The 19,900-nt window shown below is 68.0% G+C and carries 17 protein-coding genes and 1 pseudogene; 17 read left to right on the forward strand and 1 reads right to left on the reverse strand.

Features of this window, described 5'->3' with window-relative positions; genetic code table 11:
• The first annotated feature begins 11 nt into the window (after window positions 1-11).
• The 8 genes from VGP60_RS20515 to VGP60_RS20550 all read left to right on the forward strand — a co-directional run bounded on the left by VGP60_RS20515 (window position 12) and on the right by VGP60_RS20550 (window position 8,810).
• Window positions 12-317 (forward strand): type VII secretion target, encoded by a 306-nt coding sequence (locus tag VGP60_RS20515; RefSeq protein ID WP_327549652.1) that lies wholly within the window; start codon window positions 12-14, stop codon window positions 315-317.
• Window positions 317-2,713, forward strand: a complete 2,397-nt coding sequence (locus VGP60_RS20520) for a hypothetical protein (protein ID WP_327549653.1) — start codon at window positions 317-319, stop codon at window positions 2,711-2,713. Before VGP60_RS20515 ends, VGP60_RS20520 begins: the two co-directional genes overlap by 1 nt.
• A gap of 33 nt (window positions 2,714-2,746) precedes the next feature.
• Complete coding sequence (locus tag VGP60_RS20525; RefSeq protein WP_327549654.1) at window positions 2,747-3,217, forward strand: hypothetical protein; 471 nt, start codon at window positions 2,747-2,749, stop codon at window positions 3,215-3,217.
• Between the two features lie 57 nt (window positions 3,218-3,274).
• Complete coding sequence (locus VGP60_RS20530) at window positions 3,275-4,999, forward strand: fatty acyl-AMP ligase (RefSeq protein ID WP_327549655.1); 1,725 nt, start codon at window positions 3,275-3,277, stop codon at window positions 4,997-4,999.
• Window positions 4,987-5,253 (forward strand): acyl carrier protein, encoded by a 267-nt coding sequence (locus VGP60_RS20535; RefSeq protein ID WP_327549656.1) that lies wholly within the window; start codon window positions 4,987-4,989, stop codon window positions 5,251-5,253. The genes VGP60_RS20530 and VGP60_RS20535 overlap by 13 nt, the downstream gene beginning before the upstream one ends.
• Before the next feature lie 143 nt (window positions 5,254-5,396).
• The gene (locus VGP60_RS20540; RefSeq protein ID WP_327549657.1) at window positions 5,397-5,705 is read left to right on the forward strand and encodes a hypothetical protein; all 309 of its coding nucleotides are present in this window, start codon (window positions 5,397-5,399) and stop codon (window positions 5,703-5,705) included.
• Window positions 5,706-5,710: 5 nt separating this feature from the next.
• Entirely contained in the window at window positions 5,711-8,290 is a 2,580-nt protein-coding gene (locus tag VGP60_RS20545) for a WXG100 family type VII secretion target (protein ID WP_327549658.1), read from the forward strand.
• A 13-nt stretch (window positions 8,291-8,303) separates the two neighbouring features.
• Window positions 8,304-8,810, forward strand: a complete 507-nt coding sequence (locus tag VGP60_RS20550) for a hypothetical protein (protein ID WP_327549659.1) — start codon at window positions 8,304-8,306, stop codon at window positions 8,808-8,810.
• Window positions 8,811-8,848: 38 nt separating this feature from the next.
• On the opposite strand, the gene VGP60_RS20555 is transcribed toward VGP60_RS20550, so the two are convergent.
• Window positions 8,849-9,670, reverse strand: coding sequence for a dienelactone hydrolase family protein (locus VGP60_RS20555; protein ID WP_327549660.1), 822 nt, complete (start codon window positions 9,668-9,670; stop codon window positions 8,849-8,851).
• A gap of 208 nt (window positions 9,671-9,878) precedes the next feature.
• On the opposite strand from VGP60_RS20555, the gene glmS reads away from it, so the two are divergent.
• The 9 genes and pseudogenes from glmS to VGP60_RS20600 all read left to right on the forward strand — a co-directional run.
• Entirely contained in the window at window positions 9,879-11,741 is a 1,863-nt protein-coding gene (gene glmS, locus VGP60_RS20560; RefSeq protein WP_327549661.1) for a glutamine--fructose-6-phosphate transaminase (isomerizing), read from the forward strand.
• A 14-nt stretch (window positions 11,742-11,755) separates the two neighbouring features.
• Window positions 11,756-13,192: an NAD(P)H-hydrate dehydratase gene (locus VGP60_RS20565; RefSeq protein WP_327549662.1), complete on the forward strand. Its 1,437-nt coding sequence runs from the start codon at window positions 11,756-11,758 to the stop codon at window positions 13,190-13,192.
• 273 nt (window positions 13,193-13,465) lie between these two features.
• Complete coding sequence (locus tag VGP60_RS20570; protein ID WP_327549663.1) at window positions 13,466-14,302, forward strand: DeoR/GlpR family DNA-binding transcription regulator; 837 nt, start codon at window positions 13,466-13,468, stop codon at window positions 14,300-14,302.
• Complete coding sequence (gene xylB / locus VGP60_RS20575; protein WP_327549664.1) at window positions 14,286-15,734, forward strand: xylulokinase; 1,449 nt, start codon at window positions 14,286-14,288, stop codon at window positions 15,732-15,734. The genes VGP60_RS20570 and xylB overlap by 17 nt, the downstream gene beginning before the upstream one ends.
• 48 nt (window positions 15,735-15,782) lie before the next feature.
• Entirely contained in the window at window positions 15,783-16,874 is a 1,092-nt protein-coding gene (locus VGP60_RS20580) for a sn-glycerol-3-phosphate ABC transporter ATP-binding protein UgpC (RefSeq protein ID WP_327549665.1), read from the forward strand.
• 42 nt (window positions 16,875-16,916) lie between these two features.
• Complete coding sequence (alr, locus tag VGP60_RS20585) at window positions 16,917-18,038, forward strand: alanine racemase (protein ID WP_327549666.1); 1,122 nt, start codon at window positions 16,917-16,919, stop codon at window positions 18,036-18,038.
• Window positions 18,035-19,138, forward strand: a complete 1,104-nt coding sequence (locus VGP60_RS20590) for an alpha/beta hydrolase (protein ID WP_327549667.1) — start codon at window positions 18,035-18,037, stop codon at window positions 19,136-19,138. The genes alr and VGP60_RS20590 overlap by 4 nt, the downstream gene beginning before the upstream one ends.
• Window positions 19,135-19,593, forward strand: coding sequence for a tRNA (adenosine(37)-N6)-threonylcarbamoyltransferase complex ATPase subunit type 1 TsaE (tsaE, locus tag VGP60_RS20595; protein WP_327549668.1), 459 nt, complete (start codon window positions 19,135-19,137; stop codon window positions 19,591-19,593). Before VGP60_RS20590 ends, tsaE begins: the two co-directional genes overlap by 4 nt.
• Window positions 19,594-19,828: 235 nt before the next feature.
• Window positions 19,829-19,900: pseudogene (locus tag VGP60_RS20600) on the forward strand (tRNA (adenosine(37)-N6)-threonylcarbamoyltransferase complex dimerization subunit type 1 TsaB); the annotation flags it as partial.

Consider the following 19,900-nt stretch of genomic DNA (forward strand, 5'->3'; position numbering starts at 1 on the left):
GAGGGGGAGTTATGGCAGGCGGGCACGCTGTCGATGCGGATCAGCTGCAGCAGGCCGCGAGGGTGCTCAACGAGGTGCCCAAGCAGGCACTTGAGCAACCGTTGCAAGCGGTCGGACAAAGTCAGATCGTCGCGGCGGATTTCGGTGTACAGCACGGAGATCACGCGGATGCTTTCTCGGCGGGTGTCCGCAAGCTCGCTGTTTGTGCGCGGAGTTACTTGACGGCGTCGGCGGACTTCGCGTCGAGGCTCGATGACGCGGCCAAGAAGTACGGTGGGAACGAAAAGCGCGCAACCGACGAGATGAGGCGTCACTGATGCCTCTCGCTTCGGTGGGTAACAGCGGCGAAGACATTCCCAGCCGCCAAGAAGTCGACCAGATCCTCAACGACCCGAACGTCGGTATGGACGTCAAGCGTCAACTGGCGCTCGAGTACATCGACTACGTCGAGGACGTCGATAACCCGAGTGACGCCGGATTCGCGGACGAGGCCGACCGCAATGGTTACCGTGACTATCTGAAGTCTCTCCATGGCGACTGGATCGACGAAGGGGACATCAACGGTAACAACGGTGGTCTCGACGACGTCAAGGCGGCTTATACAGAGGCCAAGACGGAATTCGACAAAGGGCAGGAAAAAGGCCGTCAAGGTGATCGTGCCGCGGTGAACGCGGGCGCCGAGGCGCTGCAGAAGATCGCCGGGCAAGCCTCTGCGACGAATCCCGGGGCCGCCACCTCGGACGAGATCTTGAACTCCGGCGCGGCTTCCTTGCGAGTGTTCGAAGTATTTCTGCCGTTGGTGGCCAGAGGGTTGGCTGTCAGTGGCGGAGGTGTCGCCATACAGTTCGCCGAGATCAAGCGGTTGTATTTCGAGCAGTCCGGTATTCCGTTCACGAAATTCAAGGCGCAGGCCGACGAGTTCACCGCCGTGAACGGTGCTATCGTCAATTCGGCCAACGATGTATCGGGAAAACTGCGTGGTTCGCTGGACGGCTGGGAAGGCGCCGCCGCCGATCGGGCTCACCAGTTCCAGCAAGGCTATGTCGAGAAGACGGCCGCGGTGGCCGAGGTATTCCACGGTGCCGCGGATGGTTTGCTGCACACGATCGGCACGATCGGTGCCACCCTTCGGGAAAAGGTCGGCTGGGTTCAGAAGTACTACTTCGACCAATGGGGTGACGTCACAGCGCAAGACGTCGAACGGCTTTTGCGCGTGGCCGAACTCGGCAGTGGTGCGAGCCAAAACGATTTCATCCATTGCATCCGGTTCATGGATATCGAGTCGAAGGACGCCTACAACGACGATGCGGGAAGTCTTGATGAAGACACCATCACCTTCCTCGTCGGTCAGGCGAAGAAATGGTTGAAGGGTGTGTTCTGCGCGTGGTTCGAGGAGCACATCAAGAACTTCCAATTGATGTGCGCCAACACCAGGACAGCCGTCGACACGGCCTGGAAACTCTATTCCGATCTGCTGGGCAAGGTGTCGGAGAATCCTTACGTTGATGTCGGCAAGGCGCCGGCGGGAGATCCGAGGGACCAGGGCGGTGGTGATCAAGGCGCCGGCAAGAGCGGGAGCGGTTCCGGTGGTTCGGGGCCGGGTTCCGGAGGAAGCGGCCCGGGAACTCCGGCGATGCCCAAACCGCCCGAGATGCCCAAACCTGAGATGCCGAAGCCGGAGACGCCAGAGCCGAATATCAATCCGGTGACGCACTCTCCGCTGGAAACCGATCCGAGTACCGGGCAGCCCTACCCGATCGACCCTTTGACCGGCGCGCCGGTCAAGGACGTCGCTCCCGATCGCGACTCTATGACGGTTCAGCAGGGCGCGAACAAGATTTCGCTGGAAGAGCCGGGTCCGGACGGCAAGATGGGGATCTCCGTCGACAACGGAACCGGCTCGCCGCGGGACTACACGCTTGATTTCGGCGAGAACGGCGACAAGGCGCTGCCGTTGGCGGACGCGGCAACGGCCTACCGGCCGGGGCCCGACGGCCAGATTCAGATCGAAGACGGCAACGTCAAGATCACTGCCGAGCGTCCGAACGGTCCCGATGGACAGACAGTGGTAACCGTCGACGACGGCAGCGGCGAGCCGACGAAGTACACCCTCGGCGCGAACGACACCGAGCTCGCACGTCAGGTCGACGTCGGCAGGCACGCGGCTGCGGACGCCCCCATGACCGGCTCCGGCCAGCAGGATCCCGCTCTCCGGCCGCACGAACAAGTGGTCGGAGACGCGGGGGCCGGCCGCTCCGCGGCGATGCCGGACGGTGCCGTGCAGGCAGGTTCGCCCTACGCGGAGCCGACGGTGGCGAGCGCCGATTCGAGTGAGTCCACCTCTGCTCAGTCGGTCACCGGTTCCATGAGCGGATCCGACCTGTTCGACGGCGGTCAGGACATCCCCGATTTCGTGGATGGCGGCCTAGGGGACACGCCGTCTTCGGATACCGAAGCGACGAGCGGATCATCGTCCTCCCAGTCCTCAACGGGTCTCGGCGATGCTCCCGGCGGCGTCGCGGCCACGTCCACGTCCGGAGGAATGGGAATGATGGGCGGCATGATGGGGGCCGGCGGTGGTGGCGGTGGTGGCGAAGACCAGGAACGAGCTGCCAGTGCTTACCGGGTGGACGGTGGGCTTTTCGACACGGCGTCCGCCGGTGGCCGGATCAGTGGATCCTTGGACGACGACAGTGCGATCGGTTCCCGCTGACGGATTTGTCCAGCTGGGTTGAGGGGAGGGCAGTTGAGCTCTGAAGACGATTTGGCCCGCCTGAAAAGCGGACTGGCCGACGTCGAGCGTGAGAACGCCGATCGGATGTCGCTCATCGACAGGCGTGTCGCGAGATCGATGGAAGAAAGCAAAGAGAACGGGGACAAACTCCGCAAGGAGACCAGCCTTGTCGTCGCCAGTCTCGCCGAGCGGAACCAGCGCGCCAGGGCCGCGGGCGGCTGGGCCACCGAATCCTCGCTCGCGGACAAGGTCGAAGACGACGGCGACTTCGGGTTCGAAGAAGACGAAGAAGAGAACCAGCGTCGCGCCGGATACAAGACCGCTGATCCGCTCGACGTGCCGCTCCCGGTGGCTCAGCGCCAGGTTCCCCCGCCGCCTCCGGTCGTGCCGCCGGAGCCCGCGCGGTCGCCGGGGCGGCATCGGCCTCGTGGGCAGCAGGACGAGGAAGACGACTACGCCAACACTGACTGGCTTGAGGCCTGAGAATCACCGTCGCGGGTGGGCACCGGATAGCGTCCGCCCGCGTCTACTGTCGTTGTGATGCCTGAGTTGGAGAGCCCGGGGGACGAGCAGCGGTCGTTGCTCGACTACCTGGCCTTACGCGCCGAGTCCGATCGGCCCGCGTTCACTTATCTCGACTGTTCCTCCGGGCGTGACGCCGTGCCGCACACGCTGAGCGGTCGCGAGCTGTTCGCCCGCGTCTGTGCGGTTTCGGCGCGTCTGCGGCTGTTGGCCGGGCCGGGCGATCGGGTGGCCGTGCTCGCCGAGCAGAACCTCGACTACGTCGTCGGCTTCCTCGGCGCGCTGCATGCCGGGGCCGTCGCCGTCCCGCTCTTCGCGCCCTCGCCCGGCACACACCAGACCCGCCTGGTCGGCGCGCTCACCGACTGCGACGCCCGCGTCTGGCTCACCTCCGAGCGGCTCGTCGAGAAGGTCCGCGCCTTCGTGGCCGACACCGACGTCCCGTCCCCCGCCGAGCTCATCGCCGTCGATAACCTGCCCCTGACCTGCGCGAGCGCATTTAGCCCGCTAAACGCGCTCGACGGGGTCGCGTACCTGCAGTACACCTCGGGGTCCACCCGCGACCCGGCTGGAGCGGTGATCACGCATCGGGCGTTGACGGCGAGTTGCTGGCAGGTCGCGACGGCGTACCGGGTCGACGAGACGGTGACCTGCGCCGGGTGGATCCCGTTCTTCCACGACATGGGGCTCATCCAGCTGCTGGCTGTCCCGGTCTACACGGGCGCGCGGTCGGTGTTCCTGCCGCCGCTGGAGTTCATCCGCCGGCCGATCCGCTGGCTGGAGCAGCTTTCCGACTATCCCAACGTCTTCACCGCCGCCCCCAACTTCGCCTTCGACCTCGCCGCGCAGCTTCCCGAGGCCGCGCGCGCGAAGCTGGATCTGTCGGGGGTGCGGGTCGCGCTCAACGGCAGCGAGCCGGTGCGCCCGGCCACGATCGCGGCCTTCAACGCGGCTTTCGGCCCCTACGGATTCCCCGCCTCGGCCCACGACCCGTCGTACGGCTTGGCCGAGGCCACTGTTTACGTGTCGAGTTCCGGCGCAAAGGGCCCGACGATCACCGCGTTCGACCGTGACGAGCTCGCGCTCGGGCACGCCGTCGAGGTCGCCGAGGGCCGTGAGCTCGTGTCGATCGGGCAGCCGTTCGGACAGCTGGTCCGAATCGTCGACCGGCCGTCCTCGACGGTGCTGCCGGACGGTGAAGTCGGCGAACTCTGGGTGCACGGGCCGCATCTCGCCGCGGGTTACTGGCGACAGCCGGAGCGCACCGCGGAGACGTTCGACGCGCAACTCGTCGACGCCCCCGGCGACATTCCCACCGGCGGCTGGCTCCGCACCGGCGACCTCGGTGTCGTCCACGAAGGCCTGCTCTACCTGACCGGGCGGATCAAGGACCTCATCATCATCGACGGCAAGAACCACTATCCCCAGGACATCGAGGCGACGGTGGCCGCGGCGCATCCCGTGATCCGGCAGGGCCGGGTGGCCGCGTTCGAGGTCGGCGGCGAGGACGGCGAGGTGGGCGTGGTCGTGGTCGCCGAACGGGTGAAGTACGCCGGCAGCTCCGAAGAAATAGCGCAGGTCGTCCGCCGCGCCGTCGCGGCCGAGCACGACGTCGCGCTGAGCGGCTTCCGCTTGGTCGAGCCGGGTACGGTGCCGCGGACGTCCAGTGGCAAGGTCGCCAGGAGCGCAGCCAGGACGGCGTTCCTGGCCGGAGAGGACGCGGGGTCGAAATGGACGAGGTGACCGGGGCGTCGAAGTACGTCGACGACGTCAAGCAGCTCGTGAGCGAGTCGTTCCTCATCGACGCGGGGACCTTCGACGAGTCGACGCCGCTGGAGGATCTCGGCATCGACTCCAGGAAACGGGTCCAGCTGCTGGCGACGCTCGAGATCCACTTCGACATCGTGATCGACCTGGAGGAGAGGCATCGGCTCACCGATGTGCTGGGCGCGGCGGCTGTCGTCGCCGACACGTTCGCCGGCCGCTCGGGTTCTTGAGACTTCTTAAGGCCCGGAACTGGCGAATTGCGTGCGGCGGCCATCCCGGGTGGGTACATTTTGTGTGCATATGCGACGGCACCGGACGCCATCCGGGTGCGTCGTAGGTAGGACAGGAACGACCGGACAGGGGGACTCCAACGGTGGGCAACGGGCAGAAGGCCGACACGGAAGCCATGGCGACCGCGTCGAAGAACATCACCCAGCTTGCGGAAGATCTGACCGACGAGACCGAGAAAACCGGTAAGACGGAGATCACGCCCAAGGAGTTCGGCACCATCCACGGTCCGCATGCGACGGACTATAAGGCGGGTGTCGACATGCTGGCCGCGTCGGTGAAGGGCTACGGGGTGGCGCTGACCGGCTTCGCGACCAACATCCAGACCGGTGGCCAGGCCTACTCGGCCAACGAAGGTGCCCAGTCCGACGCCGTGACGAACGCGGGGAGGTAGCCGTCATGGCGAAGAAGTGGGAAGAGATCAAGGCGGTCTGTGACGACCCGAGCGTCCCGCCGGACAAGAAGCAGGCGTTGCTGAGCGCCTACATGGCGGAGAACAGTGCCTACGGGCCGTACGGCGGCCTTCCCGACTACGACAAGCTGCCGAAGGACTCGAAGGAGTATTTCGAGGCCTACAACGCTTTTCCGAACTATGGGAAGACGACCGACGAGGCGTACAAGGACGCCGACGAGGCCGGCGACCAGGCCAGCTACAACGAGCGTGAGCACCAGAAAGAGGTCAACGCCGGTAAGAAGGCGCTGGGCGAGAAGAAGCCGCCCGGCGCCAACGGTGTCGGCACGAAGACCTCGGACGAGATCTTCGACGCCGCCGAGGCTTCGCTGAAGATGTTCGAGGACTTCCTCCCGCTCCTGGGCAAGCTGCCCGGTGACTGCAAGGGCAACACGAAGGCCCTGAACTTCGACAACGACATCAAGAAGCGGTACGACGAGCAGCGCGGCATCAGCTTCCAGAAGTTCATGGCGGACGCCGAGCGCTTCACCGCGGGCGCGACCAGCGTCGACAGCACGATGACCGATTCCAACACCCAGGTCAGCACGCTGTTCGGCACCTGGCAGGGCGACGCCGCGGATGCCGCGGCGAAGCACTACAACGAGAAGATCTCCGCGAAGGCGAAGGTCGTCCACGAGAACCTGACCGGCGCGAGCACGGCGATCGAAACCGCCGTCACCACGGTCTTCGAGCTGTGCAAGAACAAGGCCGACGCGGTCAACAAGGCCTACACCAGCCTGGTCGGCAAGGCGGACAAGGCGATGGCCGAGACGGTCATCAACATCGCCAACGACACCCACGCCGGCAAGGACGAGATGGAGCGCGTCGCCGGGTGGATGGACACCAACTTCGGCACCAACCTGCGCGACGCGTTGAACGACGACGGCTGCTGCGATGACGACGACATCAAGAAAGAGGGCATCCGGCTCTCGAAGCAGTGGATCCAGATGCATTTCAACCCGCATCTCTGGGACATCCTCTACGAGGGGTTCGTCAAGAACTGCGACAACACCAAGGAGTTCGTCGACAAGGCCTGGGACTCGCTCGACACGGTCATGGCCGATATCGAGAACGAGTTCGAAGGCGCTCAGACGCCTCCGCCGCCCCCGCCCCCGAACAACCCCAACAACCCGCCGGGTGGTGGCGGTGGCACTGGTGGCGGTACCGGCGGCGGTACTGGTGGTGGCACCGGTGGCGGTACCGGCGGGGGAGGCACGGCTCCGTCCGCGACGCCACCCGAGGCGCCGACGCCGGGCGCGGAGGGCACGAACCCGGTCACGGGCAAGCCGCTGGAGGTCGATCCGGAGACCGGCAAGCCGTTCCCGATCGACCCGACGACCGGTGAAGCCATCAAGGACGCCGGGGACGACCAGGACAAGGTCACGGTCGAAAAGGGTGACAACAAGATCACCATGACCGAGCCCGACAAAGACGGTCAGATGGAAGTCTCCGTCGACGACGGCAAGGGCAACCCGAAGGACTACAAGCTCGACTTCGACGACCCGGCGGCAGCGGGCGACCCCGCGGCAGCGGACGGCGCGCCGAAGGACGGCAAGCCGGGCGAGTTCGGGCCCGAGGGCACGGTCAAGGAGGGTGAACCCGGTCAGGACGGCGTTTACCGGCCCGGTCCCGACGGGAAGATCCACATCCAGGACGGCAACCTCAAGATCACCGCCGAACAGCCGCAGGGACCGAACGGCCCAACGCTCGTCACGGTCGATGACGGCAAGGGTGAGCCGACCAAGTACACCCTGGACGAAGACAAGACGGATCCGACGAAGACGGACCTGAAGGCCGAGGAGATCAAGCCCGTCGAGGGACGCCCCGCGGTCATGCGGCCCGAGGACGCCATCGGCGGCGACACCGGTGGGGCGGGTGGCGACGGCTCGGTGGGAAGCCCCGCCGGTGGCGAGAGCCTCGAAGGGGTGCACACGATGCCCGCGGAGGCCGGGTTCTCGACGCCGGGCGGGCTGAACTTGGAAGGCGACTTCGCCGCGGGTACGGATGGCGCTTCGCTGGACGGTGCCGCCGGTGGCGACTCGGCCGGTGGCAGTGGGTCCGGTGGCAGTGAGGCCGGTGGAGGTGGTGGTGCCGGCGCCAATCCCGAGACGACCAGCGCGGCGTCGTCGGGCGGCGAAGTCTTCGCCGGTGGTCCGATCAGTGACTCGGCGAGTGCGATGGCGGGTCTCGGTGACACCGCCGACCTGCAGCCCGGCGCGCAGACAGGCAGCGACAGCTCGATCGCTTCTTCGGACAACGGCCTCGGCTCCGCGCCGGGTGGCATGGACCCGAACGGCGCCCAGCCCGTCGGCGCGGGCGCGGGAACGAGCACCGGCGGCATGGGGGCGATGGGCGGCGGCATGATGGGTGGCATGGGCGCGGGTGGCGGCGGAGGCGGCGGCGACCAGCAGCGCGGCTCCAGCCAGTACAAGGTCGAGGGCGCGCTTTTCGAGACCAGTGGCGCCGGCGGCCGGATCAGTGGTTCGCTGGACGACGAGGGTGACCGTTCGATCCGGTACGACCGGTGACTGAGGTGGGATCATGAGCATCACGGACAAGGTCGAGCGGATGCGGGCCGAGCTCGACGGTCTCGTGCGCGAACAGCGCGACCGCCAAGCGCTGCAGGAGCGGCAGGGCGCCGAGATCAAGGCCAAGGCCGACGAGTACATGACGAAGCAGGTGCAGGCGGCCGAGCGGTACGTCGAGCACCGCCGCGAGCTCGGCCGCCGGGAGAAGGAAGCCGGTGGCTGGGCCACGGAGAAGACGTTGTCCGAGAAGAACACCGTGATGGCGCTCGGGCCGGACGACGACGAGCCGGTCACCAAGCCGACGGGCTACGAGCAGTTCCAGAACGCCGCGCCGACTCCGCCACGGCCAGAGGTGCCCGCCGCCCAGACCTGGCAGGAACCGCCGTCCTCGGCGCCGCCCGTGCCGGCGGCTCCTGCCACAGCGGAAGCCGAACAGCCGCGTCGCAGAGGACGTCACGCGCGCAGTGACTCCGGCTTCGACGACGACGACTTCTCGAACAACTCTTGGATGGTCGAGTAATCAGAACGGTCCGCCTCAAGTGAGCCGGGCCGTTCTGATCAGTGGGTCGTGGCGAGTTCCGCGTTGAGCGGGTCGATGGTGGCCTTCTTGAAATCGGCGTCCAGCAGGGCACGGTACTTGTCCGTGCCGGTCAGGTGAGTCAGGAAGTACGCGGTGAACAGGGCCTGCACCAGGCGTTGCGTGCTGCGGCGGGGCTTGCCGTGCAGCAGCATTTGGCTCCAGTGCTTGCCCTCGGTGACGCCCAGGTGGGTCGACTTCGGCAGCGTCCGGAGCTGCACGGGGCCGCCCCAGTTCTTCGCCACGGCCTCGGCATGACCGACCGACGGGGCGACGAGGTCACCCTCGATGGCCAGGTGCAGGCCGGGAACGGTGATCTTGCGCGCGGCTTCGGACGCCGGCGGCAGCGTCTGGGCGAGCGCGATCGTGGCGACGGCCTTGAGCTTCGGCGCGTCCTCCGCGGCGGCGGCCAGCACCGCGCTCCCGCCTCCCGTCGAATGCCCGGCGAGGCCGAGGCGTTCGGGGTCGACGCTGATGCCGTTGGGGCCGAGCCGGACGCCCGTGACGATGTCGAGGGTGTTGAGCAGGTCGACCGCGAAGAGGCGGTGCGACGGCAGCGGGCCGAGCTGTGTGGCGGGCGCGGCCGCGACGATGCCCCAGCTGGCGAGGTGGTGGAGCAGTTGGCGGTAGCGTCCCGGCGGCTGGAGCCAGCCGTGGCCGAAGGCGATCGCGGGCAGGCTCAGGCCGGACTGGGGCGTGAACACCACACCGGGAAGCCCGACGAGGGAGAGATTGCCGCGCAGCACCTCGTGCGGACCTGGATGAGAGAGCTCCGCGAGCAATTCCTTGGGCTTGCTGGCCATGGCGGTGACCTTACTGCCCCACCAGCCCCACAGCCTGCCGACCGCCCCGGGCGCGCGCCTTTCGCGGGCTAATCGCGCTCGTTAGGGATGCTAAGCAATCCGGCCCCCTCCACCCCCGCGAGGACGATTAGCCCGCTAAACGCAGGTGGGGGCGGGTGAGGCGAGTGCCGGGCAGAGGGGGTGGATCTGCCTCGTTAGGCTGTCTCGCGTGTGTGGAATCGTGGGATATGTCGGCCACCGGGCAGCTCTCGACGTCGTTCTCGGCGGACTGCGCCGGATGGAGTACCGCGGCTACGACTCCTCGGGTATCGCCGTGCTGGACGGCTCCGGCGGCCTGACCGTCGAGCGCAAAGCGGGCCGGCTGCAGAACCTCGAGGACCAGCTCGACGCCGTCGGCAGGGACGCGTTCGCGGGCTCCGCGGGCATGGGGCATACGCGCTGGGCGACGCACGGCGCCCCGGTCGACCGCAACTCGCACCCGCATCAGGACGGCTCGAAGAAGGTCGCCGTCGTCCACAACGGCATCATCGAGAACTTCGCCGCGCTCCGGATCGAACTCGAAGCCGACGGCATCGAACTCACCAGCGACACCGACACCGAGACCGCCGCGCATCTCATCGCGCGCGCGTACGACACCGGTGACACCAAGGGCGACTTCGAGGCCAGCGTCCGCGCGGTGTGCCGACGCCTCGAAGGTGCGTTCACGCTCGTAGTGACGCACGCCGACCAGCCGGACTCGATCATCGCGGCCCGTCGTTCCTCGCCGCTGGTCGTCGGCGTCGGTGACGGCGAGACGTTCGTCGCCTCGGACGTTTCGGCCTTCATCGAGCACACCCGCGAGGCCGTCGAGCTGGGACAGGACCAGGTCGTCGTGATCAGCCGCGACGGCTACGACGTCACGGACTTCCACGGCGAGCCCGCGCAAGCCAAGCCGTTCACGGTCGACTGGGACCTCTCCGCCGCCGAAAAGGGCGGCCACGAGTACTTCATGCTCAAGGAGATCGAGGAGCAGCCCGAGGCACTGGCGAACACGCTGCGCGGGCACTTCGACGGCAGCCGGATCATCCTCGACGAGCAGCGCATCTCCGACCAGGACCTGCGTGACGTCGACAAGGTGTTCGTCGTCGCCTGCGGTTCCGCGTACCACTCGGGGCTGGTGGCGAAGTACGCGATCGAGCACTGGACGCGGCTGCCGGTCGAGGTCGAGCTGGCCAGTGAGTTCCGCTACCGAGACCCGGTTCTGGACCGTGCGACGCTCGTCGTCGCCGTTTCGCAGTCCGGCGAGACGGCGGACACGCTCGAAGCCGTCCGCCATGCCCGGGAACAGAAAGCGCGTGTGCTCGCCGTCTGCAACACCAACGGCGCGCAGATCCCGCGTGAGTCCGACGCCGTGCTGTACACGCACGCCGGGCCGGAGATCGGTGTCGCGTCGACGAAGGCGTTCCTCGCGCAGATCGCGGCGAACTACCTGGTCGGCTTGGCGCTGGCGCAGGCTCGCGGCACGAAGTACCCGGACGAGGTCGCCCGCGAGTTCGCCGCGCTCGAGGCGATGCCCGCCGCGGTCCAAAAAGTACTGTCCACAGTGGATCAGGTGAAGGACATCGCCCGGCGGATCGGCGACTCCAAAGCCGTGCTCTTCCTTGGCCGGCACGTCGGCTTCCCGGTCGCGCTCGAAGGCGCGCTGAAACTCAAGGAACTCGCGTACATGCACGCCGAGGGTTTCGCGGCCGGTGAGCTCAAGCACGGCCCGATCGCGCTGATCGAAGAAGGACTGCCGGTCGTCGTCATCATGCCTTCGCCGAAGACCCGCGCGGTGCTGCACTCGAAGCTCGTGTCCAGCATTCAGCAGGTCCAGGCCCGCGGTGCGCGCACGATCGTGATCGCCGAAGAGGGCGACGAAGTCGTGCGTCCGTACGCCGACGAACTGATCGAGATCCCCGCGGTGCCGACGTTGCTGCAGCCGCTGGTCGCGACCGTGCCGCTGCAGGTGCTGGCCGCCGAGATCGCTCGCGCGCGTGGCTACGACGTCGACAAGCCGCGTAATCTGGCGAAGTCCGTCACCGTCGAGTAACCGGAGGTCGTCGCGTGCAAGGGATCTGGACCACGGATCGAATTCGCGCGGCGGAGGACAGATTGCTGGCGGTGACACCGGACGGTGCGCTCATGCGCAAAGCGGCCTTCGGGCTTTCGGTGAGCGCCGCGGCGATGCTCGTTGAGGAGACCGGTTCCGTTTTCGGCAGTCGGGTCGCTTTGCTGGTCGGCGCCGGTAACAACGGTGGCGATGCGCTGTGGGCCGGCGCTTTTCTGCGCAAGCGCGGTGTCGCTGTTTCCGCTGTTCTGCTCAAGCCTGAGCGCGCCCATGCCGAGGGTTTGGCCGCTCTGCGCCGAGCGGGCGGTCGCATCGTGTCCTTTAAGGACAGTGCACAGTGGATTTCCGGCGCTGATCTGGTGATCGACGGAATCGTCGGGATCTCCGCGAAGGGGCCGTTGCGCCCGGATGCCGCCGGTTTGCTGACGTATATCAACGCTCCGGTCATCGCCGTCGACCTGCCCAGCGGTGTCGACCCCGACACCGGCGCGGTCGACGGCCCGGCGATCCGTGCCACCCGCACGGTGACGTTCGGTGCGCGCAAACCGGTTCACGCGCTCGCTCCCGCGCACTGCGGCGAGGTCGAGCTGGTCGACATCGGTCTCGGGCCCGAGCTCGACGAGCCGGACTTCGTGCGGCTGGACGCGGTGGACGTCGCCGAAGCCTGGCCGTTCCCCGGTCCGGACGACGACAAGTACAGCCAGGGCGTGGTCGGTATCGCGGCCGGATCGGCGACGTATCCCGGCGCCGCGGTGTTGGCGACCGGTTCCGCCGTCCACGCGACCGCCGGCTTGGTGCGCTACGCGGGTCATGCCGCCGACCTCGTCCGCAGTCGCTGGCCCGAAGTCGTCGCGAACGGGTCGGTGACGGATGCGGGACGCGTGCAGGCGTGGGTCGTCGGGCCCGGTATCGGCACCGGTCACGAAGGCCGTGAAGTGCTGCGGTTCGTGCTCGAAGCCGGAGTGCCCGTCTGCGCGGACGCCGACGCCACGACGCTCATCGCGCACTCGCCCGAGTTGCTGGACGCGCGAGACCCGGACACCCCGCTGGTGCTGACGCCGCACGCGGGCGAGTTCAAGCGGCTCATGGGCGAGGCGCCCGGCGCCGATCGCGTCGAAGCCGCTCGCGCTGCCGCCCGTCGCTACAACGCCGTCGTCCTGCTCAAGGGGCACTGCACCGTCGTCGCCGCTCCTGACGGCCGCACCCTGGTCAACATGCCGCGCGGCTCCTGGCCCGCCACCGCGGGCTCCGGCGACGTCCTCTCCGGCCTGGTCGGCTCCCTCCTCGCCGCCGGGCTCGACCCGTGGCTCGCGGCGGGCTGCGCCACCTACCTCCACTCCATCGCCGCCGAACTCGCAGCGTCCGGCGCCCCGACGTCGGCCTCTGGCCTCGTCGACGCCATCCCCGCCGCCATCCGCTCCCTACCCCGCTGACCTGCGCGTTGACGTTTAGCCCGCGAAACGCAAGCGCCCCGCTCCCCGCCCCTGACCTGCGCGTTCGCGTTTAGCCCGCGAAACGCAAGCGCGGGCGGTGAGGGTGGGCAGGGGGACGCCGCGAGCGCGATTAGCCCGCGAAAGGCGCGTGGGGTCGGTGGAGAGGACAGGGAGGGGATATCGAGTTGCGTGTTAACAATGGTGGGATTTTCTGGTAAGAACGTCCCATGGGTTTCCCCGAAAGTGTGAACGGCTCGGGGATGAAGGCTGCTCATGGCTAAGACCAGACCGTCGGACGCGGCCGTCGAGCAGCGTCGCCAGGACGTGCTCGAGTTCGTCATCGAGCAGCGCGAGGTCCGCATCGACGACCTCCCGGAGCGCTTCGGCGTCAGCCTGATGACCATCCACCGCGACCTCGACGACCTCGCCGAGCGGCGCCTCCTGGTCAAGCTCCGCGGAAAGGTCGAGGCGTACCCGGCCCTCACCGTCGAGACGGCCGCCCGCTTCCGTGACGGCTTGAACCAGCCGGAGAAAGAGGCGCTCGCCATCGCGGCCGTCGCCCACGTCGAGCCTGGCCAGACGGTCTTCGTCGACGACTCGACGACCCTGTTCCCTCTGGTCCACCGCCTCGCCGAGGTCAGCCAGCTCGTCGTGGTCACCAACTCGCTGCGCATCGCGCAGATGCTCGGCCCGGCCGATGGCGTCGAGGTCGTGCTGCTCGGCGGCCGCTACAGCAACGAGTTCGACTCCTGTATGGGCCCGCACGTCCTCGCCGCGCTGGACCGCATCCGCGCCGACATCGGTTTCATCTCCGTCACCGCGGTCGCCGCCGGTCGCCTCTACCACCCGGTCCAGGACTACGCCGAACTGAAGATGGCCGCGCTGCGGGCATCGAACCGAAACGTCCTGGTCGTCGACAACTCGAAGTTCGGCAAGACCGCGACCTACCCGCACGGCAACGTCGGCGACTACGACCTGATGATCACCGACGACGCCGCCCCCACGCCGGAAATCGAAGCCGCCGCCAACTTCGGCACAGCTGTCGAGCTAGTCACCGTCGACCACTCGGTTCAGGAAGGTAAGGCCCTCGCCCATGAGTACGAAAGCTGAGCACGGGAGCCTCGTCGCGGGGATCGACTCATCGACCCAGTCGACCAAGGTCGTGGTGTGCGACGCCGAAACCGGCGAGATCGTGCGCACCGGCCGCGCGGCGCACCCGGACAGCACCGAGGTCGACCCCGCCTTCTGGTGGGACGCGTTCGGTGAGGCCACCAACGGCCTGCTCGACGGCGTCGAAGCGATCGGGGTCGCCGGCCAGCAGCACGGCATGGTCACCCTGGACGAACGCGGCGACGTCGTGCGCCCCGCGTTGCTGTGGAACGACACCCGCTCGGCGAAAGCCGCGGCGGAGCTGAGCGAAGAGCTCGGCGGCCCGGACCAGTGGGCGAAGTCGGTCGGCTCGGTCCCGGTCGCCAGCTTCACCGTCACGAAGCTGCGCTGGATGGCGGAGAACGAGCCCGAGCTCGCCGACAAGGTCGCCCGCGTCATGCTGCCCCACGATTGGCTGACCTGGCGCCTCCTCGGTGCGGACGCGCAACCCGTCACCGATCGTGGCGACGCTTCGGGCACCGGCTACTTCTCGCCGGCCGAAAACCGCTACCGCCTAGACCTGCTCTCGCACGCGTTCGGTGGCCGCACCCCGGATCTGCCGAAGCTGCTCGGCCCGGCGGAAGCCGCCGGACGCACCGCTGACGGCGTGCTCGTTTCCGCCGGTACAGGCGACAACATGGCCGCCGCGCTCGCGCTGGAACTCGGTGTCGGTGACGTCGTGGTTTCGCTCGGCACCAGCGGAACGGTCTTCGGCGTCGCCGAGAAAGCGGCCGCGGACCCGTCCGGCACGGTCGCCGGATTCGCCGACGCCACCGGCCGGTTCCTGCCGCTGGCCTGCACCCTCAACGCGGCACGCGTGCTGACGTCGGCCGCCGCGATGCTCGGTGTCGACCAGGCCGAGTTCGACCGGCTCGCGCTCGCCGCCGAACCCGGCTCCGGCGGCCTGACGCTGCTGCCCTATTTGGACGGTGAGCGCACGCCGAACCTCCCGTCCGCCACCGGTTCCCTGTTCGGGCTCAAGCGCTCGAACATGACGCCCGAGAACCTGGCGCGCTCGGCCGTCGAAGGCATGCTCTGCGGACTCGCCGCCGGTTTGGACGCCGTACGACGTCACGGCATCGAAGTCCGCAGGGTCCTCCTGATCGGTGGTGGCGCACAGTCCGCCGCCGTGCGCGCGGTCGCCCCGGCCGTCTTCGGCGTGCCGGTCCACCTCCCGGAGATCGCCGAGCACGTGGCGATCGGAGCCGCGCGTCAGGCGGCCTGGGCCCTGCTTTCCAGTCAATTGGCTTCCAGCTCGGAACCCCCGACCTGGCAAGGAAAAACCCGGCTCGAACTGACCGAGCCGAGCGAGGCGGAACTCGCCGAGGGCCGGCAGATCCAGCAGCGGCATCTCATCGCCCGCGAACTCGAACACGGCATTCCCGCTGTCTGAAAAAGCTGTCTGAAAGCGACAAACCGAAAGCTTGAGAGGATTGATCCGATGGCCACGATCACTTACGACAAGGCGTCCCGGCGCTACCCGGGCGCAGATCGTCCCGCGGTCGACGCGCTCGACCTGGAGATCGCCGACGGCGAATTCCTCGTGCTCGTCGGACCTTCCGGCTGCGGCAAGTCGACCAGCCTGCGCATGCTCGCCGGCCTCGAGGACATCGACGACGGTGCCGTGTGGATCGGCGAGCGTGACGTCACGCAGCTCCCGCCGCGGTCGCGCGACATCGCGATGGTGTTCCAGAACTACGCGCTGTACCCGCACATGACCGTGGGCCAGAACATGGGCTTCGCGCTGAAGATCGCGGGCCGCCCGGCTTCCGAGATCAAGCAGAAGGTGCTCGACGCGGCGAAGCTGCTCGACATCGAGGACTACCTCGACCGCAAGCCCAAGGCGCTCTCCGGTGGCCAGCGGCAGCGTGTCGCGATGGGCCGCGCGATCGTGCGTGAGCCGCAGGTGTTCCTCATGGACGAGCCACTGTCCAACTTGGACGCGAAGCTCCGGGTGTCCACCCGTACGCAGATCGCCGCGCTGCAGCGCCGGCTCGGCGTCACCACGGTGTACGTCACGCACGATCAGGTCGAGGCCATGACGATGGGCGACCGCGTCGCGGTGCTCTCCGACGGCATCCTGCAGCAATGCGACACCCCGCGCTCGCTGTACGAGAAGCCCGCCAACGCTTTCGTCGCCGGTTTCATCGGCTCGCCCGCCATGAACCTGGTGACCGGCAAGCTGACCGAAGGCGGCGCGCAGCTCGGCGGCGTGCACATCCCGCTGTCGCGCGAAATCCTCGCCGCGGCCGACGGTGACACCGTGACGCTCGGCTTCCGCCCGGAGTCGCTCGAGCCGACGACCGAGTCCGCGGATTCGATCGCGGTCAAGGTCGACCTCGTCGAGGAGCTCGGTTCAGACGCCTACTGCTACTGCACGCTCGTCGAGCAGGTCGTCGAAGACGGCAAGTCCAACGTGGTCGCGCGGGTCAACCCCCGCCAGACCCCGGCCATGGGCGACACCCTGCACCTGCGGATCCGTCCCGACGAGCTGCACGTGTTCTCCGCCACCAGCGGGGCGCGCCTTTCCTGAACCGGCATATGGGAAACTGACCCTGTTATCTTACCCAGCGTTATGACTCCACTCTCCGTACGCGCCGAGGTCGTCATCGACCTGCCCTCGATCAGGCACAACGTCTCTTTGCTGGCCGCGCGAGCCGCGGTGTCCGGCGCGGAGACGATGGCCGTGGTCAAAGCTGACGGTTACGGCCACGGCGCGTTGCCGGTCGCTCGCGCCGCACTCGAAGCCGGCGCGACCTGGCTGGGTGCCTGTTCGCTGGGTGAGGCGCTGGACCTGCGCCGGGCGGGGATCACCGCCCGGCTGTTCAGCTGGCTCGACACGCCTGACGTGGACTTTCTGCCCGCGCTCACCCATGGGATCGACCTTTCGGTCAGTTCCGTGGGTGAGCTCGCGCGGGTCGCCGACGCCGCTCAGCGCGCCGGTTCACCCGCGCGGGTGCATCTCAAGATCGACACCGGGCTGTCCCGGAACGGTTGCCCGGCCTACGAATGGCCCGCGCTGGTCAAGGCCGCGAACGACCCCGCGTTCGACGTCGTCGGCATCTGGTCACATCTCGCGTGCGCCGACGAGCCGGGACATCCGTCGATCGACGCCCAAGCCGCGCGATTCCGGACGGCGTATGAGTTAGCCTGTGGAGCGGGTCTGAATCCCTTGCGGCACATAGCCAATTCGGCCGCCGTGCTCACCAGGCCGGAGCTGCATTTCGACCTCGTCCGCACCGGTATCGCGATGTACGGGCTCAATCCCGTTCCCCAGCAAGAAGACTTACGCCCGGCCATGAAGTTCCATTCGTCGGTTGTGCTCACCAAACGACTTCCCGCGGGTGAGTCCGTCTCCTATGGACACTCGTGGACGGCGACGCGCGACACGACGTTGGCGCTGGTCCCGGTCGGTTACGCCGACGGCGTTCCGCGCAGTCTGTCCGGGCGGATGGACGTCTGGCTCGGCGGGAAACGGCGTCCGGTCGTCGGTCGCGTGTGTATGGATCAACTCATTGTGGATTGCGGGGACGACGAACCGGGTATCGGTTCCGAAGTGATCCTTTTCGGCGCGGGAACCAGAGGCGAGCCGACAGCGCGTGAGTGGGCGGACACCTTGGGCACCATCGACTACGAAATCGTCACGTCGATGTACCGGCCGCGGGTGCGCCGGCAGTACGTGGGAGAGCAGTCGTGACCCCTTCTCGCCGCCTTTGGGCCATCGTCGGCGGAGTGGGTGCCATTGCGACCGGCACCGCCGCCGCGGCCTTGGCCATCGCCGCTCAGCAACGCCGACAGAGTGAGGACCCGTTCGTGGACGAGGCACTCGGCGGGCTGAAAGCAGATCGGCTGTCGACGGTTTCGGCCGACGACGGCACACGGCTGTCCGTCGAAGAGATCGATCCCGCGGACGGACGCAAGCCCGAACTGACCGTGGTCGGGGTGCACGGCTTCGCGCTTTCGCGGCGCAGCTGGCATTTCCAGCGTCGTGACCTCGCCGCGCTGACGCTGCCGCGCGTCCGGCAGGTCTACTACGACCATCGCGGGCACGGGCTTTCCGGCCCGGCCAACCACGAGACGAGCACGATCGAGCAGCTGGCGCGTGACCTCGATGAGGTGATCCGTTCGGTCGCGCCCGAGGGCCCGCTCGTGCTCATGGGGCACTCGATGGGCGGCATGGTCATCATGGAATTCGCGGCGACCTTTCCCGAGATCTTCGCCGAGCGGGTCCGCGGGGTCGCGCTGATCGCGACGGCCGCGGGGGAGATCGGCGCCCGCGGGCTGCCGCGCTCGCTGCTGTCGAAGTACAACCCGCTGACGCGCGGTGTCGGCGGGCTCGCCGGATGGCAGCCGGGGCTCGTGGAGTTCGTGCGCGCGGCCGGTGGGCAGCTGACGCGGCAGGCGGTTCGACGCCTGGCGTTCGGCAGCCGTGACGTCAGCCCGCGGCTGGTGGACTTCATGCTCGAGATGCTGGAAGTGACGCCGGTCCGTGGCCTGGTGAACTTCGTCGACACGCTCGGCAGCCACAATCGCTATGCGGCGCTGGCCGGGTTGAAACACGCACATGTGCTGGTGGTCGGCGGCGATTCGGACCGGTTCACGCCGTTCTCGCACGCCGAGCGGATCGCGGCCGAGCTGCCCGACGCCGAGCTCGTGCGGGTCCGGGGCGCGGGGCACATGGTGCAGCTTGAGCAGCCCGAGCTCGTGAACAGTCATTTGATCGACCTGCTGCAGCGCTGCTCCGGCGTTGACGGCGTGAGTACTCCCGGACGGACCTGGCGGTGGCTGCGGCGATGACCTTCGAATTCCTGACCGCCGACGACACGATCGACTTCGGTCGATCATTGGGACGGACGCTGCGCGCGGGCGACCTCGTGCTGCTCGCCGGGCCGCTCGGCGCCGGTAAGACCACGCTGACCAGGGGGATCGCCGACGGACTCGGCGTGTCCGGGCGGGTGAGCTCGCCGACGTTCGTGCTCGCGCGGGTCCATCCGGCGGGGGAGAGCGGCGTCGGGCTCGTGCACGTCGACGCGTATCGCCTCGGCGGCGACCTCACGCAGCTCGACGACCTCGATCTGGACGCCGACCTCGAACGCTCCGCGATCGTCGTCGAGTGGGGAGAGGGCACCGCGGATCGTCTCTCGGAGGACTACCTCGTCGTCCGCCTCGAACGCCTCGACGACGACGTGCGCGTGGTCACCCTCGAACCCCACGGCACCTGGACCTCGCGCCTCACCACCCTTCCCTCCTAGCCCCGCCCCCGAATCGCCCCTCCACCTGCGCGAGCGCGTTTAGCCCGCTAAAGGCGCACGCGGCTCTGGACCAGGGTGAGCGCGATTAGCCCGCGAAAGGCGCTCGGGGCCGTGGAGCGGGGCGAGCGCGTTTAGCAGACCGGCAGTCGCGCGAAGCGTGTCCGTTGAGGGTGGTGGAGGGAGACGGGTGGGCTAAACGCGAACGCGGTGGGGGTGGGTCGTAGGCTGGATCACCGTGTTAGTACTGGCGATCGACACGTCGACTCCCGCGGTCACCGCGGGGGTCGCGAACCTGGACGGCGACGAC

The sequence above is a fragment of the Amycolatopsis sp. genome (genome assembly GCF_036008905.1).
GTDB lineage: Bacteria > Actinomycetota > Actinomycetes > Mycobacteriales > Pseudonocardiaceae > Amycolatopsis.